13 protein-coding genes are annotated in these 16,256 nt (G+C 70.4%); 6 read left to right on the top strand and 7 right to left on the bottom strand.

Going from position 1 to position 16,256, the window contains the following annotated elements:
- Positions 1-2: 2 nt before the first annotated feature.
- Genes ACIHIX_RS46105 through ACIHIX_RS46095 form a run of 3 tightly spaced genes read right to left on the bottom strand, consistent with a single transcriptional unit; the run spans position 3 to position 3,684 of the window.
- The gene (locus tag ACIHIX_RS46105; protein ID WP_399966663.1) at positions 3-857 is read right to left on the bottom strand and encodes an FAD binding domain-containing protein; all 855 of its coding nucleotides are present in this window, start codon (positions 855-857) and stop codon (positions 3-5) included.
- Complete coding sequence (locus ACIHIX_RS46100) at positions 854-3,214, bottom strand: xanthine dehydrogenase family protein molybdopterin-binding subunit (RefSeq protein WP_399966662.1); 2,361 nt, start codon at positions 3,212-3,214, stop codon at positions 854-856. Before ACIHIX_RS46100 ends, ACIHIX_RS46105 begins: the two co-directional genes overlap by 4 nt.
- Positions 3,211-3,684, bottom strand: coding sequence for a (2Fe-2S)-binding protein (locus ACIHIX_RS46095; protein ID WP_399966661.1), 474 nt, complete (start codon positions 3,682-3,684; stop codon positions 3,211-3,213). The genes ACIHIX_RS46100 and ACIHIX_RS46095 overlap by 4 nt, the downstream gene beginning before the upstream one ends.
- Positions 3,685-3,926: 242 nt before the next feature.
- Here ACIHIX_RS46095 and ACIHIX_RS46090 point away from each other — a divergent pair, with 242 nt between their 5' ends.
- The 4 genes from ACIHIX_RS46090 (at position 3,927) to ACIHIX_RS46075 (ending at position 9,881) form a co-directional block, all read left to right on the top strand.
- The gene (locus tag ACIHIX_RS46090) at positions 3,927-5,891 is read left to right on the top strand and encodes a GTP-binding protein (protein ID WP_399966659.1); all 1,965 of its coding nucleotides are present in this window, start codon (positions 3,927-3,929) and stop codon (positions 5,889-5,891) included.
- A gap of 87 nt (positions 5,892-5,978) precedes the next feature.
- The gene (locus ACIHIX_RS46085; RefSeq protein ID WP_399966658.1) at positions 5,979-7,841 is read left to right on the top strand and encodes an endoglycosylceramidase; all 1,863 of its coding nucleotides are present in this window, start codon (positions 5,979-5,981) and stop codon (positions 7,839-7,841) included.
- Between the two features lie 61 nt (positions 7,842-7,902).
- Positions 7,903-8,691 carry a MerR family transcriptional regulator gene (locus tag ACIHIX_RS46080; RefSeq protein ID WP_399966657.1) on the top strand — a complete coding sequence of 263 codons (789 nt, stop codon included), beginning with the start codon at positions 7,903-7,905 and terminating at the stop codon, positions 8,689-8,691.
- A complete protein-coding gene (locus ACIHIX_RS46075) occupies positions 8,688-9,881 on the top strand; it encodes a glycosyltransferase (RefSeq protein ID WP_399966656.1) in 1,194 nt (397 codons plus the stop codon). The genes ACIHIX_RS46080 and ACIHIX_RS46075 overlap by 4 nt, the downstream gene beginning before the upstream one ends.
- A gap of 3 nt (positions 9,882-9,884) precedes the next feature.
- Here ACIHIX_RS46075 and ACIHIX_RS46070 read toward each other — a convergent pair whose 3' ends face one another.
- On the bottom strand, positions 9,885-11,129 hold the full coding sequence (locus ACIHIX_RS46070; RefSeq protein WP_399966655.1) for a YncE family protein: 1,245 nt from the start codon (positions 11,127-11,129) through the stop codon (positions 9,885-9,887).
- Between the two features lie 188 nt (positions 11,130-11,317).
- Here ACIHIX_RS46070 and ACIHIX_RS46065 point away from each other — a divergent pair, with 188 nt between their 5' ends.
- Complete coding sequence (locus ACIHIX_RS46065; protein WP_399966654.1) at positions 11,318-11,971, top strand: TetR/AcrR family transcriptional regulator; 654 nt, start codon at positions 11,318-11,320, stop codon at positions 11,969-11,971.
- 63 nt (positions 11,972-12,034) lie between these two features.
- On the opposite strand, the gene ACIHIX_RS46060 is transcribed toward ACIHIX_RS46065, so the two are convergent.
- Positions 12,035-13,264, bottom strand: coding sequence for a glycosyltransferase (locus tag ACIHIX_RS46060; protein ID WP_399966697.1), 1,230 nt, complete (start codon positions 13,262-13,264; stop codon positions 12,035-12,037).
- Positions 13,265-13,469: 205 nt separating this feature from the next.
- On the opposite strand from ACIHIX_RS46060, the gene ACIHIX_RS46055 reads away from it, so the two are divergent.
- On the top strand, positions 13,470-15,434 hold the full coding sequence (locus tag ACIHIX_RS46055; protein WP_399966653.1) for a ricin-type beta-trefoil lectin domain protein: 1,965 nt from the start codon (positions 13,470-13,472) through the stop codon (positions 15,432-15,434).
- Here the strand turns inward: ACIHIX_RS46055 and ACIHIX_RS46050 are convergent.
- Together ACIHIX_RS46050 and ACIHIX_RS46045 are read right to left on the bottom strand one after the other, a co-directional pair.
- Entirely contained in the window at positions 15,431-15,748 is a 318-nt protein-coding gene (locus ACIHIX_RS46050) for a hypothetical protein (protein ID WP_399966652.1), read from the bottom strand. The genes ACIHIX_RS46055 and ACIHIX_RS46050 overlap by 4 nt on opposite strands.
- Positions 15,745-16,256: cbb3-type cytochrome c oxidase subunit I (locus ACIHIX_RS46045; RefSeq protein WP_399966651.1), on the bottom strand; the 512-nt coding region annotated here is incomplete at its 5' end. The genes ACIHIX_RS46050 and ACIHIX_RS46045, both read right to left, overlap by 4 nt.

Here is a 16,256-nt window from a genome sequence, read left to right as displayed (position 1 = left end):
GCTCACCCCATCCCGGCGGCGGCCAGCACCGCGCGCTTGGTCAGCACCCGCGCCAGATGCGCCCGGTACTCCGGAGAGGCCGAGGTGTCCCGGGACGGCTGGGTGGCCACCGCCGCCGACTCCGCCGCCCGCGCCACCGCCTCGGCGTCCCCGGCACCGGTGAGGGCCTCCTCGGTGGCCGTGGCGCGCAGGGGGGTCGTGCCCATGTTGGTCAGACCGACGCGTGCCTCGGCGATCCGGCCGTTGTCCCGGCGTACCAGCGCGGCCACGCCGACGATCGCCCAGGCCTGGGCGACCCGGTGGAACTTCTCGTAGTGGAAGCCCCAGCCGTCGGTCTTCGGCAGCCGCACCTCCACCAGCAACTCGTCGGGTTCCAGGGCGGATTGGAGGTAGTCGACGAAGAACTGCCGGGCGGGGACCGTGCGCCGTCCGCCCGGGCCCTGCACCACCAGCCGCCCGTCCAGCGCGAGGACCACCGCGGGCAGGTCGCCGGCCGGGTCGGCGTGCGCGAGGGAGCCGCCGAGCGTGCCGCGATGTCGTACGGCGGGGTCGGCGACGGTCGCCGTGGCGGCGGCCAGCAGACCGGCGTGGCGGCGGACCAGCGGGTCGCGGATCACCTCGTGGTGGGTGGTCATCGCGCCGATGACGAGCGTGTCGCCGTCCTCGCGCACGCCGCGCAACTCGGCGATACGGCCGACGTCCACGACCAGTTCGGGGAAGGCCAGCCGGAGCCGCAGCAGCGGCAGCAGGCTCTGCCCGCCGGCCAGCACCTTGGCGTCCTCGCCCGCGTCGGCGAGCGCGCGCACCGCCTCGTCGACGCCGGCCGGGCGGGCGTACTCGAATGCCGGGGGAATCATCGCGAGGCCTCCCTCACCGCTTGCCAGACCCGCTCGGGTGTACAGGGCATGCGCACGTCACGCACGCCCAGCGGGCGCAGCGCGTCCACGATCGCGTTGACGACGGCGGGCGTGGAGGCGATCGTGCCCGCCTCGCCGACTCCCTTGACGCCCAGCGGGTTCGAGGTGGCGGGCGTCTCCGTGCGGTCCGTGGTGAACTCCGGAAGATCCGCCGCCGACGGCACGAGATAGTCCGCCATCGTCCCGGACACGAGGTTGCCCTGGTCGTCGTAGACCGCCTCTTCGAACAGCGCCTGCGCGATGCCCTGGGCGAGACCGCCGTGCACCTGCCCCTCCACGATCATCGGGTTGACGACCCGGCCGACGTCGTCGACACAGACGTACGACCTGATACGGGTCTGCCCGGTCTCGGTGTCGACCTCGACCGCGCACAGGTGGGTGCCGTGCGGGTAGGAGAAGTTGTCCGGGTCGACCAGGTGCTCGGCGTTGATGGTGGGCACCAGGCCGTCGGGCAGGTCGTGCGAGGTGAACGTCTCGAAGGCGACCTCCTGGATGGTTCTGCGGGCGTCCGGCGAGCCCTTCACCGAGAAGGCGCCGTCCGTGAACTCCAGGTCCCGCTCGCTGGCTTCGAGCAGATGCGCGGCGATCTTGCGGGCCTTCTCCACCACCTTCACCGCCGCGTGATGGACCGCCGTGCCGCCCACGACGAGCGAGCGCGAGCCGTAGGTGTCCATGCCCTGCGGGGCGGCCCGGGTGTCGCCGTGGACGACCTCGACGTCCTCGAACGGCACGCCCAGCACGTCGGCGGCGATCTGGCTCCAGCAGGTCACATGGCCCTGCCCGTGCGGGCTGCTGCCGGTGACCACCTCGACCTTGCCGGTGGGCAGCATGCGGATGCTCGCCGCCTCCCAGCCACCGGCCGCGTACCGCAGATCCCGCAGCACCCGGCTCGGCGCCAGCCCGCACATCTCCGTGTACGTCGACACCCCGATGCCCAACCGCACACTGTCGCCCCGATGGTTGCGGTCGGCCTGCTCGGCGCGCAGCTTGTCGTAGTCGAACAGGGCAAGGGCCTTCTCGGTGGCGGCCTCGTAGTTGCCGCTGTCGTACGTCAGGCCCGCGACCGTCGTGTACGGGAACTCCTCGTGGCCGATCCAGTTGCGGCGGCGCAACTCCACCGGATCCAGACCGAGTTCGGCCGCCAGCTCGTCCATGATCCGTTCGATGGCGTACGTCGCCTCCGGGCGTCCGGCGCCCCGGTAGGCGTCCGTCGGGGTCCTGGTCGTGAAGACGCCGGTGACGTTCAGTTCGTAGGAACCCATCTTGTAGATCCCCGGGTACATGAACGCGCCCAGGATCGGGATGCCCGGTGTGACGAGCATCAGATAGGCGCCCATGTCGACCAGCAGATCGGCCTTGAGGCCGAGCAGGGTGCCGTCGCGGTGCGCGGCGATCTCGATGTCCTGGATCATGCCGCGCCCGTGATGGGTGGCGAGATAGCCCTCGCTGCGGGACTCCGTCCATTTCACCGGCCGGCCGGTGCGGCGGGCCACCGCGAGGGCGATGGCCTCCTCGCCGTACACCTGGAGCTTGGAGCCGAAGCCGCCGCCCACGTCCGGGGCGATCACCCGCAGTTTGTGCTCGGGTATGCCGGTGACCACGGCGAGCATGATCCGCAGGATGTGCGGGATCTGGGTGGAGGAGTACAGGGTGTACTCGCCGGACGCGGTGAGCGGGGTGACCACGACCGCGCGCGGCTCCATCGCGTTGGGGATGAGGCGCTGCTGGTGGTAGCGGCGCTTCAGCGTCACCTCGGCGCGCTGCCGTACGGCCTCGAAGTCCTCGCCGACCTTCAGGGGCCAGTCGTAGCAGCGGTTGGTGCCCTTGTCGGCGTGGACCAGGGCCGCGCCCTCGGCCAGTGCGGCCTCCAGGTCGAGGACCGGGGGCAGCGGCGTGTACTCGACGTCGATCGCCTCCAGGGCGTCCGCCGCCGCGTACCGGTCGCGGGCCACCACGACCGCCACCGGGTCACCGGCGTGGCGCACCTCGGTGGTGGCGATCGGGGGATGGTCGGGCAGCACGATGTCCTCGGTCACCGGCCAGGCACAGGGGAGTGAACCGAGGCCCTCCGCGAGGTCGGCGCCGCTGAACGCGGCGACCACCCCGGGGCGTTCGAGGGCGGGGCTCACATCGACACGGTCGATGCGGGCGTGGGCCATGGGGCTGCGCAGGACGGCGAGGTGGAGCAGGCCGTTGACGGCGATGTTGTCGGTCCAGTGGGTCTGTCCGGTGACGAGCCGCGCGTCCTCCTTGCGGGGCCGGGCCCGGCCGACCTCCCGCTCGACGGTGTCGCTCATGTGCCGACCTCCTGTCCGGAGGCGGCGAGCACCGCCCGCACGATGTTCTGGTAACCCGTGCAGCGGCACAGGTTTCCTTCGAGGGCGTGGCGTACCTCGTCCGAGGTGGGGCTCGGGTTGTCCCGCAGCAGATCCCGGGCGGCCATGATCATCCCCGGGGTGCAGTAGCCGCACTGGAGGGCGTGCCGCTCGTGGAAGGCTCGCTGGAGCGCCGTCCACTCGCCGTTCTCGTCGGCGAGGCCCTGGACGGTGGTCACCTCACTGCCGTCCGCCTGGACGGCCAGCACCGAGCAGCTCTTGACGCTCTCGCCGTCCAGGTCGACCGTGCAGGCCCCGCAGTTGGAGGTGTCGCAGCCGATCGGGGTGCCGGTCAGGCCGAGACGGTCACGCAGGTAGTGGATCAGGAGGAGACGGGGCTCCACCTCGTCCTCGTAGTTCGTTCCGTCCACCTTCACCGAGACACGGGTCATGTGCCCTCCCAGGAAACACCGGACGTGATGGGCGTCACTCTAGGACTGGTCGGAGGAGGCGGCGAGGGCCGTGACGCGGCTTTGTTGAGCGTTAATCCGTTGGCGTCCCGAGCGTGGGTCTGCTGCACTGCAAGGAACCCGTCGGCGACCGATCGGCGATCGATGAAGGAGAGCAGTAGTGCGCTCTGCACGCATGTCCACCCAAGAAGGAATGACCCCCTCTTCGAAGGACATGACGCTTCGTGCACTTGCTCAACCTCGGGATTCTCGCCCATGTCGACGCCGGTAAGACCAGCCTGACCGAGCGGCTGCTGCACTCGGTCGGGGTGATCGACGAGATCGGCAGCGTAGACGCCGGCAGTACACACACCGACACCCTCGCGCTGGAGCGCCGGCGCGGCATCACCATCAAGTCCGCCGTCGTCTCGTTCGCGGTCGACGACGTCACCGTCAACCTCATCGACACCCCCGGCCACCCGGACTTCATCGCCGAGGTGGAACGGGTCCTCGGGGTGCTCGACGGCGCCGTGCTCGTCGTCTCGGCCGTCGAGGGCGTCCAGGCGCAGACGCGTGTGCTGATGCGGACGCTTCAGCGGCTGCGCATCCCCGCGCTGATCTTCGTGAACAAGATCGACCGACGCGGGGCGCGGTACGAGGGTGTCCTCGACGCCCTCGCCGAGCGGCTCACGCCCGCGGTCGTGCCGATGGGGCGGGCCGTCGGACTCGGCACGCGCGAGGCGCGGTTCGTGCCGTGTGCGGTGGCACCCGATGTCCTCGCCGACCAGGACGACGAGCTGCTCGCCGCGTACGTCGACGGGTCACTCGCGGACGATCGGGTGCGGGCGGCTCTCGTCGCCCGGACCGGGCAGGCCCTCGCCCATCCCGTGTACTTCGGCTCCGCCGTCACCGGTGCGGGTGTGCCCGAACTGATCGCCGGGATCAAGGAGTTGCTGCCCGCCGCCGACGGTGATCCCGAAGGGCCCGTCTCCGGCAGCGTGTTCAAGGTGGAGAGGGGGCCGGCGGGGGAGAAGGTCGCGTACGCCAGGATGTTCTCCGGGACTCTGCGCACCCGTGACCGTGTCCCCTTCGGTCCCGGACGGGAGGAGGGCAGGGTCACCGCCGTCAGCGTCTTCGACCACGGCACGGACCTTCGCGCGGACGCCGTACCGGCGGGACGGATCGCGCGGCTGTGGGGGCTGGGGAACATCCGCATCGGCGACACGATCGGCGAACCCCGCAAGCGGCACGGCCACTTCTTCTCCCCGCCCACCCTGGAGACCGTCGTCGTCCCCGGCCCCGGCACCGACCGCGGGGCGCTGCACCTCGCCCTCACCCAGCTCGCCGAGCAGGACCCGTTGATCGGCCTGCGCCACGACGAGGTACGCCAGGAACTCTCCGTCTCCCTCTACGGCGAGGTCCAGAAGGAGGTCATCGAGGCCACCCTCGCCGAGGAGTTCGGGCTCGCCGTCGGCTTCCGGGAGACCACACCGCTGTGTGTCGAACGCCCCCTGGGGACGGGCGCCGCCGCCGAGTTCATCAAGAAGGACGCGAACCCGTTCCTCGCCACGGTCGGTCTGCGCGTCGACCCGACCCCGCCCGGCAGCGGCGTCACCTTCGGCCTGGAGGTGGAGCTGGGGGCGATGCCGTACGCCTTCTTCCGGGCCGTCGAGGACACCGTCCGCGAGACCCTCACCCAGGGGCTGCACGGCTGGCAGGTCGCCGACTGCGCCGTCACCATGACCCACTCCGGCTACTGGCCCCGGCAGAGCCATGCCCACCAGGGCTTCGACAAGAGCATGTCGACCACCGGCGCCGACTTCCGCGGTCTGACCCCGCTGGTCCTCGCCGAGGCGCTGCGCCGGGCGGGCACCCGGGTGTACGAGCCGATGCACCGCTTCCGTCTGGAGGCACCGGCGGACACGCTGGGCGCGCTGCTGCCGGTGCTCTCCGCGGCGCGGGCGGTGCCGGAGACGACCGAGACCCGGGGCGCGCTGTGTGTGCTGGAAGGCGTGGTCCCGGCCGCCCGGGTGCACGGCCTCGAACAGCGGCTGCCGGGTCTGACCCGGGGCGAGGCCGAGTGGGAGAGCGCCTTCGAGGACTATGCGCCGGTCGCGGGCCGGGAGGACGTCCCCGAGCGCCCCCGGACGGACCACAACCCGCTCAACCGCAAGGAGTACCTGCTGAACGTAACGGGCCGAAGGGGTTAGTGAGGCCAAAGGGTCGGGAAAACCTGATACTTACTCATGAGTCAGAAGGTATTGACGGTGTCCTGATCTCCCCGGACTGTAGTGAACATGCCGAATATCCGGGCCCGTCTGCTGGTTGTTCTGGTTGTCCTCTGCGGACTCTGCGGTTTCCTGACGGTGGCGGGCTCCCCGCCCGCCACCGCGGCCACCGTCCCCGACTCCCTCTCCTTCGACGGCACGGCGCTCACGGTGTCCGGCGGTCGCTTCATCGACGGACACGGCCGTGAGGTCGTGCTGCGCGGCTACAACGTCTCCGGCGAGACCAAGCTCGCCGAGAACCACGGCCTGCCCTTCGCCTCCGTCGCCGACGCCCAGAAGTCGGCGAAGGCCCTGCGCGCCCTCGGCGGCGGCAACTCCGTCCGCTTCCTGCTCTCCTGGGCCTACGCCGAACCGGTGCAGGGCCAGGTCGACACCGCCTATCTGGCCGCCGCCACCGCCCAGATGCGCGCCTTCCTGGACGCGGGCATCCGCGTCTACCCCGACTTCCACCAGGACCTGTACTCCCGGTACCTCTTCGACGACGACAGTTGGTACACCGGCGACGGCGCCCCCAAGTGGGCCGTGGACCTGGGCGATTACCCCGACGAATCGTGCGGGATCTGCATCATGTGGGGCCAGAACATCACCCAGAACGGGGCGGTGAAGGCCGGCCAGTACGACTTCTGGCACAACGCCTATGGTCTCCAGGACGCCTTCCTCACCACGGCCCAGAAGGTCATGGCGTACATCAAACAGAACGTCTCCACCGAGGAGTTCGCAGGCGTTCTCGGCTTCGACCCCTACAACGAGCCGTACGCCGGCACCTATGACTCCGGCCAGGCCAGCCGCACCTGGGAACAGAACGTGCTGTGGCCCTTCTATGTGAAGTTCCGGGCCCGCATGGACGCGGCGGGCTGGCAGGACAAGCCCGCCCTCGTCGAGCCCAACCTCTTCTGGAACGGCAACGTCAGCAAGCAGGAGGGCGGCCTCCTCGACGCGGGCAGCATCGGCTCCCGGTACGTCTTCAACACCCACTTCTACGACCAGAAGGCCATCTCCGGCATCCTGATGTGGGGCAACGCCTCCGACGGCCAGTACGTCACCGACTTCGGCACCGTCCGCGACCGCGCCTCGGCGCTCGGCACCACGGCCGTCGTCAGCGAGTTCGGCCACCCCCTGAACGGCTCCACCGCCGGAAAGGCGCCGACCGTCCTCAAGGCGATGTACCAGGCCCTCGACTCCCGGGTGAAGGGCGCCAACTGGTGGGCCTCGCCCGCTGGTTCGGGTCCGGTGCTGTCCGGTTCGCAGTGGCAGTGGGACATCTACAACGGCCGCCACAGCGAGCTCATGAACGGCAACCCCGACAAGGTGCAGACCAGCGGGGACGCCTGGAACGACGAGGACCTGTCAGCCGTACGCCTCGACGACAACGGCGTGGTGACGCTCCGTCAGGACTCCAGGCTCCTCGACCGCCTCTACCCGAGCGCGACCTCGGGCAGCACCCTCGCCTTCACCTACGAGGACCGCTCCCGTGACGGCTCCACCACCCTGACCTGGAACCCGGTGCCGAGCTCGCTGCCGAACGTGTCCGCACTGGTCGGCTCCGGGCAGTACGGGCTGCTGGTGTGGCGCTCGGGCAGCGGCACGACTCCCACCGAACTTCATCTGCCCGCCTCGTTCCCGACGGCGACCACCACGGTCGTCTCCGACCTGGGGACGGCCTACGCCCCGCCCGCCTACACGTCCTCGACCCCCGTCGGCACGGCCGCCGAGCCGGGCGGCACCGGCAGCCGCCGCCTTCTCCTCACCGACTCGGACTCCGGCACCCTGCACTACGCCCTCGTCACCAACGGGGCCGCCGCGCCCTCGGCGTCCGTGCTGAGCGCGGCCAAGTCCGAACTGGCGACCTGGATGGCGGCGAAGTTCAGCTGAGCGGGCTTGACCCTCTCCTTGCGTCAGGGTTGAGCCTGGACCCCGACGAAAGGGCAGGTGAATGAGCTACTCCGTGCGGCAGGTCGCGTCCTGGGCCGGAGTGACGGTGCGCACGCTCCATCACTACGACCGGACCGGCCTGCTCACGCCCGGCACCCGCAGCCGGGCCGGATACCGCCTCTACGACGAGACGGACCTGGCCCGGCTCCAGCAGATCCTCTTCTACCGGGAGCTCGGCTTCTCCCTCGACGAGATCGGCACCATCCTCCAGGACCCGCAGGCGAACGTCCTGGATCATCTCCGGTCCCGGCAAAGGCAGTTGAGCGAGGAGATCGAGCGGCTCCAGCGGCTCTCCGAGGTCGCCGAACGGGCCATCGAGGTCCAGCAGACCGGCGTGACGCTCACCCCGCGGGAACGCTTCGAGGTCTTCGGCGAGATCGGCTTCGACCTCAGCTACGCCACCGAACGGCAGGTGAGATGGGCCGACTCGGCGGGACATCGCGAGGCCATGGCGCGGGCCGCCGCCCTCACCAAGGAGGACTGGCGGCGCGCGATGGGCGAGGCCGCACAGTGGCGCGTACGGCTGCTCGCCGCCTTCGACGCCGGGGAACCGAGCGACGGGCCGGCGGCCATGGGCCTCGCCGAGGAGCACCGCCTCCACATCACCCGCTGGTTCACCACCTGCCCGCCCGCCATGCACCGGCGGATCGCGGACGACTTCGTGGCCGACCCGCGCGCCTTCGCCCTCGTCGTCCCCCCGTCGCAGCAACGGGGCAGCCTCGCCGCCTACTTGGCCAAGGCCGTCCACGCCAACGCGGCCCGCACCGGCTCCCCGGAGGACGCAGCATGAGGATCCTGATCGCCGCCGCCGGATCACGCGGCGACGTCGCCCCCTACACGGGTCTGGGCGCCGCACTGCGCCGGGCCGGACACGAGGTGACGGTCGCCGCCCCGGACGGCTTCGCACCCCTGGTGAAGGAGGCCGGACCGGAGTTCCACGGGCTTCCGGGGGCCGGGGGAGGCGACCGTCGACTGCTGCGTGCCGCTGCCGAGTACGTCACGGAGCTCGGCCGGGCTTTCGTGGACCTACCGGCATCGTCCGCGGACCTGCTCCTGCTGTCGACGACCACGGCACCCCTCGGCCTGCACCTGGCCGAGGCCACCGGAACACCGACCGTGGGCGCCTACGTCGTACCCGCCGCCCCGACCGGCGACTTCCCGCCGGTGATCACCGGATCCCGCTCACTGGGCCGGCTGGGCAACCGCACGGCCGGCCGCTTCGCGCTCCGCATGACCGATCGGTTGTATGCCGGTGCGGTCGCGGAACTCCGTCGCGGCCTGGGCCTGTCCCCGCTCACACCCCAGGCGACGCGGCGTCGGCAGGAGCGGGAGGGGTGGCCGGTCCTGCACGGTTTCAGCACGGCGCTGCTGCCACGCCCCGCCGACTGGCGGCCGGGCCTGGACGTCGTCGGCACCTGGTGGCCGTACGTCGACGAGGCGCGGCGGCTGCCCGCCGAACTGGAGGACTTCCTCACCGCCGGACCGCGACCGGTGTTCATCGGCTTCGGCAGCATGGCAACGGGACAGGGGGAGCGGCTGAGTGAGCTCGCCGTGCGGGCGCTGCGGCAGGCCGGGCTGCGCGGGGTCCTCCAGACAGGGGCCGCGGGGCTCGCCGGCGACGGCGACGACGTCATGACCGTCGGGGAGGTACCGCACGAGCTGGTGTTCCCGCGCGTCGCCGCGGTCGTCCACCACGCCGGCGCGGGCACCTCGGCCGCGGCACTGCGGGCCGGGGTGCCCGCGGTCCCGGTGCCGGTCACGGCGGACCAGCCGTTCTGGGCGGGGCGGCTGGCCGCCCTCGGTGCCGCGCCCGCTCCGATCCCCTTCCGGTCGCTCACGGCCGAGACGCTCGCCGAAGCGCTCGGCCGCGTTGTACGGCGGCCGACCTACAGCCGTGCCGCCGCGAGCGCCGCGCGGCTCATGGCCGCCGAGGACGGGGCGGGCACGGCGGTGAAGGCCGTCGAACGACTGGCGGGTTGAACCTCAGGAGGTCGGGCTCGTCCAGTTCGCCGCGACATGGCCGAGCCGTACCCGCTGGGGGTGGTCGCCGACCGGGACGGACACGGTCTTCAGGCCGGTGGTGAAGTCGATCGCCGTGACCTGGTCGGCGCCGCTCTCGGAGACGACGCAGCTCTTGCCGTCGCCGCTGACCGTCGCCCAGTACGGCTTGGAGGCGGTGACCAGCGGGCCCTCCTGGAGGGTGGTGCGGTTGACGACGGTCGCGTAGTCGTCCATGGTCCCGGCGACGCACAGTTTGCTGCCGTCGGGGCTCATCGACAGACCGTGGTGGCGCGAGTCGTTGACGTACGTGGTGCGGTCGTCGCTGGTCGCCGGGTTCTTCGGCAGGGTCTTCATCCGGGTGATCTTGTCCGTGGCGAGGTCGTACTCGAAGAAGCCGTTGAAGAACGACACCTGGAAGTACAGCTTCGACTCGTCCGGCGAGAACACGGCCGGGCGGACCGCGTCGGAGTAGTCGGTGAGACCGAGCGCGTCCAGCTTCGGCCGCATGTCGATGGTCTTGACCTGCTGGTACGTCTTCGCGTCGACGACCGTGATGTGCCGGTCGCCCTTCGTCCAGTCCAGCCACGGGGCGTCGGTGTCCGTGTTCACGTCACCGATCGCCATGTTGTAGATGTACTTGCCGTCCTTGGTGAAGATGTTCTCGTGCGGCTTGTCACCGGTGGCGAACTTGCCGACCTGCTTGCCGGTGTTGATGTCGAGCACGTGCACGGTGTTCGCGGTCGACGCGGACACCGCGACCCGGGTGCCGTCCGGGGAGACCGCCATGTGGTCCGAGCGGTAACCCGACACGGGGAAGCGCCAGTTGATGGCCCCGGTGGCCAGGTTGATCGACACGACGTCGGCGAAGCTCGGCCGGGAGACGACCACCGAGGCGCCGTCCGGGGTGGTGTACATGTCGTCGACGAACTGGTCGTGGCCCTCGCCGACGCCGTTGCGGATCGCCATGAAGTAGATCCACTTGATCGGGTCGGCGTTGATCTCCGCCATCCGTGCGTCCTTGTCGGGGATGACGTTGATCCGGCCGACCTTGGCCAGATTGCCGCTGGACTGGAGGACGTCGGCGGTGCCGTCCCAGTTGTTGCCGACGAACAGCACCTCGCGCAGGGCGGCGGCGTCCGCGGCGGACGCCGCGGTCGCCGGGACGGTGGCGGTCAGGACGACGGCTGCGGCCAGGGCACACAGATGACGGGGTCTGATGGCAGGCATGACGGCTCTCTCCTCTGAGTGGGGTTCATGAGTGGGACATGCCAAGACGGGATCGGGAAGGCGGCTCGGAAACTGAACACGGATGCTTTCAGAGTTAACTTACTGAAAAGTAAGGAAGAGGCGCCCTGTCCACAAGACTGCGTGCACGACAAAATTGGCGAGCTACCGGACGATCAACGGAGGTGACCGTGGCGGGCAGGCTCAAGGCGCCGACCGGCCGCTACGGCGGCAAGACCGCCGAGGAGCGGCAGGCGGAACGGCGCCGGCGTTTCCTGGACGCCGCGCTCCAGCTGTTCGGCGACACGCCGGGCTACCGCAACACGACCGTCGCCGCGCTCAGCGAGGCCGCCGGGCTGTCCACGCGGCAGTTCTACGAGGAGTTCCGCACGCTGGAGGACGTCCTCGCCGCGCTGCATCTCCAGGTCAACGGCTGGGCGGAGGAGGCGGTGGTGGCGGCGGTGACCGACGCGGAGGCGCTGCCGCTGGCCGAGCGGGTCGCGGCGATCTTCCGGGCGTACGCGGCGAATGTCACCGGTGATCCGCGCCGGGTCCGGATCACCTTCGTCGAGATCATCGGGGTCAGTCCGCAGTTGGAGGAGCAGCGGCTGGCTCGGCGGGCGCGGTGGGTCGAGCTGGTGTGTGCGGAGGCGGGGGCGGCGGTGGCGCGGGGGGAGGCGGCGCCCCGGGACTATCGGCTGCCGGCCACCGCGTTCATCGGGGCCGTGAACGGTCTGCTCCATGACTGGAGCTCCGGGTGGGTGGACGCCTCGTTGGATGAGGTGGTGGAGGAACTGGTGCGGCAGTTGTTGGCTATTTTGCGGCCGGTGGGGTGGGAGGACTGATGTTCTGCGCGGCGCCGCTGTGGCTGGTCGCGCAGTTCCCCGCGCCTCTTGGGGCGTTGCCGCTCAGTCGCTCAGACGGTTCAGTGCCTCCAGTACCGGGGCTACTCCGTCCTCCTTGCGAATGCGCGCCCCGAGTTCCCGTGCCCGCTCCCGGTACCCGTCGTCGCGCGTGATCCGCGTCAATGCCGACGCCAGTCTGTCCGTGGTCAGGCGGCGCAGCGGTACCGCGCCTGGAGCCACGCCCAGTTTGACCAGCCGCTCAGACCAGAAGCCCGCGTCGAACTGGATCGGCACGGGTACTGCCGGCACCCCTGCCCGAAGGCCCGCTCCGGTCGTGCCCGCGCCCGCGTGATGGACCACGGCGGCCATGTGCGGGAAGAGCGCCGAGTGGGCGAGCTCGCCGACGGTCAGCATGTCGTCGCCGTCGGCCGCGAGGCCCGCCCAGCCCTGCTGGAACACCCCGCGTAGCCCTGCCCGGCGCAATGCCCGCACGACGGCGGCGCTGAGGCGTTCGGGGTCGGGCACCGTGGCGCTGCCGAGGCCGACGAAGACGGGTGGCGGACCGGCGTCGAGGAAGTCCCGCACCTCCGGGGGGAGTTGGGTGGAGACGTCGTACGGCCACCAGTAGCCCGCCACGTCAAGGCCGGGCCGCCAGTCGCGCGGGCGGGCCACCACCAGGGGGCTGAAACCGTGCTGGACGGGCCAGTCGCGGCGCTCCCGGCGGCGTAGTGCCGCGGTGCTCCCGATCCGGCCGAGGCCGAGGCGGGTGCGTACCTCGGGGACGACGGACGAGAAGACGTGCTCGATGGCGAGGCCCACGCCGTGTCCGGCCGCGCGGTTGCCGACGGCGCCCCAGGAGCCGCCGCCGAGCATGGGAGGGGCGAACTCCCTTGTCGTGGCGACCGGTTGCAGGCTGAGGCCGAGGGTCGGCAGGGACAGGCCCTCGCCGATGGTGTGGCCGAGCGGGGCGAGGGAGGCCGAGAGGAGGAGGATGTCGGCGGCGCGGGCAGCCGCCACCAGGTCGTCGGCCATCGTGCCCGCCAGCGCCCGTGCCATCGTGACCGCACGCAGCAGTTTGCCCGGGCCGGTGGCGCTGCGGTGCAGGCCCTTGCCGCGCTCGGACTCCAGTACCGTCCGCGGGTCCACGGGGAGGGCGTGGAAGCCGAGACCCGAGCCCGCCACCAGCGGCTCGAAGGCGCCGTGGGTGACCAGGGTGACCTCGTGTCCGGCCCGGAGCAGGCCGTGCCCCAGTCCGGTGAAGGGGGCGACATCGCCCCGGGAACCCGCCGTCATGATTGCTACGCGCACGAGCGCCAGTATGTCGGGGCGGCGGCACGAGCGGGGCGAACGACGTGTGCGAAGCGGCGAGTTCACGCCTGTCGCAGCCGTTGACTTCCGCCTCCGGGGGCTCTACTTTCGGCGCGCGATACGTTCGGGTATTCGATCCTCGTTCGAGATATCGACCCTGTCGTGCGTTCTTCCCCTCCGAAGGAGCCGCATGTTTCCCCCACCCCCCTCACCCCGCGGGTTCGTACGCCGCGCCAGAGCCGCCGCCGTGCGGGCCCTCGTCCTCGCCCTGACCGCCACCGCCGCCCTGCTCTTCGCCCAGCCCACCCCGGCCCAGGCGGCGACGAGCCGGCAGATAGCCGTGCCCACCGCCCCGATGGGCTGGGCCTCCTGGAACAGCTTCGCCGCCGCCATCGACTACGACGTGATCAAGCAGCAGGTCGACGCGTTCGTGGCGGCCGGCCTGCCGGACGCGGGATACAAGTACATCAACATCGACGAGGGCTGGTGGCAGGGCACCCGGGACAGCGCCGGGAACATCACCGTCGACGAGTCCGAGTGGCCCGGCGGCATGAAGGCCATCGCCGACTACATCCACGGCAAGGGCCTCAAGGCGGGCATCTACACCGACGCCGGAAAGGACGGCTGCGGCTACTACTTCCCGACCGGCCGCCCCGCCGCCCCCGGCTCCGGCAGCGAGGGCCACTACGACCAGGACATGCTCCAGTTCTCGAAGTGGGGCTTCGACTTCGTGAAGGTCGACTGGTGCGGCGGTGATGCGGAAGGGCTCGACGCGGCTACGACGTACAAGTCGATCAGCGACGCCGTGGCCGCGGCGACGGCCACCACCGGGCGCCCGCTCACCCTCTCCCTCTGCAACTGGGGCTACCAGAACACCTGGAACTGGGCCCCCGGGCTCGCGCCCATGTACCGGACCAGCACCGACATCGTCTACTGGGGCAACAACCCGTCCCAGACGAACATGCTGTCCAACTTCGACCAGGGCCTGCACCCGCTCGCGCAGCACACCGGGTACTACAACGACCCCGACATGCTGATGGTCGGCATGACCGGCTTCACCGCCGCCCAGAACCGCACCCACATGAACCTGTGGGCCATCTCCGGCGCCCCGCTCCTCGCCGGCAACAACCTCGCCTCCATGAGCACCGAGACCGCGAACATCCTCAAGAACCCCGAGGTCATCGCCGTCGACCAGGACGCCCGCGGCCTCCAGGGCGTCAAGGTCGCCGAGGACGGCACCGGACTCCAGGTGTACGGCAAGGTCCTGTCCGGCCAGGGCAACCGCGCCGTCGTGCTGATGAACCGCACGTCCTCCGCGCAGAACATCACCGTCCGCTGGTCCGACCTGGGTCTGACCAACGCGAGCGCGACCGTGCGTGATCTGTGGGCCCGCTCCACCATCGGCTCCTACGGCACGAGTTACACCACCAGCGTCCCCGCGGGCGGGTCGGTCATGCTGAGCGTCACCGGCGGCACCGAGCAGTCGGCGAGCACCTACACCGGCACGGCGGGCTTCTCCGGCGTGGTCGCCGGCAGCACCGGCGTGAAGGTCGTCGACGTCGCCTACACCAACAACACCTCCAGCGCCCGCACCGCGACCCTCAAGGTCAACGGCCAGGGCTCGACCACCGTCTCGTTCCCGCCCACCGGCTCCTCCCAGGGCACGGTCTCGGTGATGGTCGGCCTCTCGAAGGGCTCGGCGAACACACTGACGTTCACGAACGCGCCCACCCTCGCCGACATAACGGTCCGCCCGCTGCCCGGCGCCAACAGCACCCTGGTGGTCGGCACCCAGTCCAGCCGCTGCCTCGACCTCTACAACAACACGATCACCAACGGCACCCAGGCCGAGCTGTGGGACTGCAACGGCGGCCAGAACCAGCAGTGGACGTACACCTCGCGCAAGGAACTCGTGGTGTACGGCAACAAGTGCCTGGACGCCTACAACCTCGGCACCACCAACGGCACCAAGGTCGTCATCTGGGACTGCAACGGCCAGAACAACCAGAAGTGGAACGTCAACAGCGACGGCACGATCACCAATGTCAACGCCGGTCTCTGTCTGGACGCCAACAGCGCGGGTACGGCCAACGGCACGCTGATGGTGCTGTGGACGTGCAACGGCCAGACCAACCAGAAGTGGACGCAGAGCTAGGCCAGACAGAGGACGAGGACGCCGACGGCCGCCGCGCAGCCCAGGAGCAGGCACGCGAGCAGCCGTCGGCGCAGGCTCCGGTACCTCGCCTCGTACTCGTCCCGCAGTCTCCCGGCCCGCACCGCGGTGCGCTGCCAGGAGGCGCGGGCGAGTACGAGGTACTCCGCCTCGAAACGCCGCTCCACCTCGGCCCGTTGGGCCTCGGTCAGCCAGTGCAGCGGCGCGCTGAAGCGCTCGGCGGCGGTACGGCCCTCCTGGCGCGTCGCGCTGAGCAGCAGGTGGCCCTCGATGTCGTTCAGGAAGGTGTCGTTCATCGCGTGGTCAACTCCCTTGCCGGCGCCGGGGCGTGGTACAGGTCGTAGGCCGGCGATTCGCTGCGGATGCGAGGCAGGGTGAGGAAGTTGTGTCGTGGCGGGGGACAACTGGTCGCCCACTCCAGGGAACGGCCGTAGCCCCAGGGGTCGTCGGCCTCCACCGGCCTGCCGTACTTGGCGGTCTTCCAGACGTTGTAGAAGAACGGCAGGAGCGAGGCGCCGAGCACGAGCGAGAAGATGCTCGACAGGGTGTTGAGGGTGGTCAGGCCCTCCACCGCCAGATAGTCGGGGATCCGTCGCTGCATGCCGTTCACACCCAGCCAGTGCTGGACGAGGAACGTGCCGTGGAAGCCGATGAACAGCGTCCAGAACGTGATCTTGCCGAGGCGCTCGTCGAGCATCCTGCCGGTGAACTTCGGCCACCAGAAGTGGAAGCCGGAGAACATCGCGAAGACGACGGTGCCGAAGACGACGTAGTGGAAGTGCGCCACCACGAAGTACGAGTCGG

The organism is Streptomyces sp. NPDC051913, assembly GCF_044593635.1.
In the GTDB taxonomy this organism is placed as follows: Bacteria; Actinomycetota; Actinomycetes; order Streptomycetales; family Streptomycetaceae; genus Streptomyces.
The sequence above is the reverse complement of the archived record's forward strand: the minus strand, read 5'-3'. Positions and strand labels throughout refer to the sequence as shown.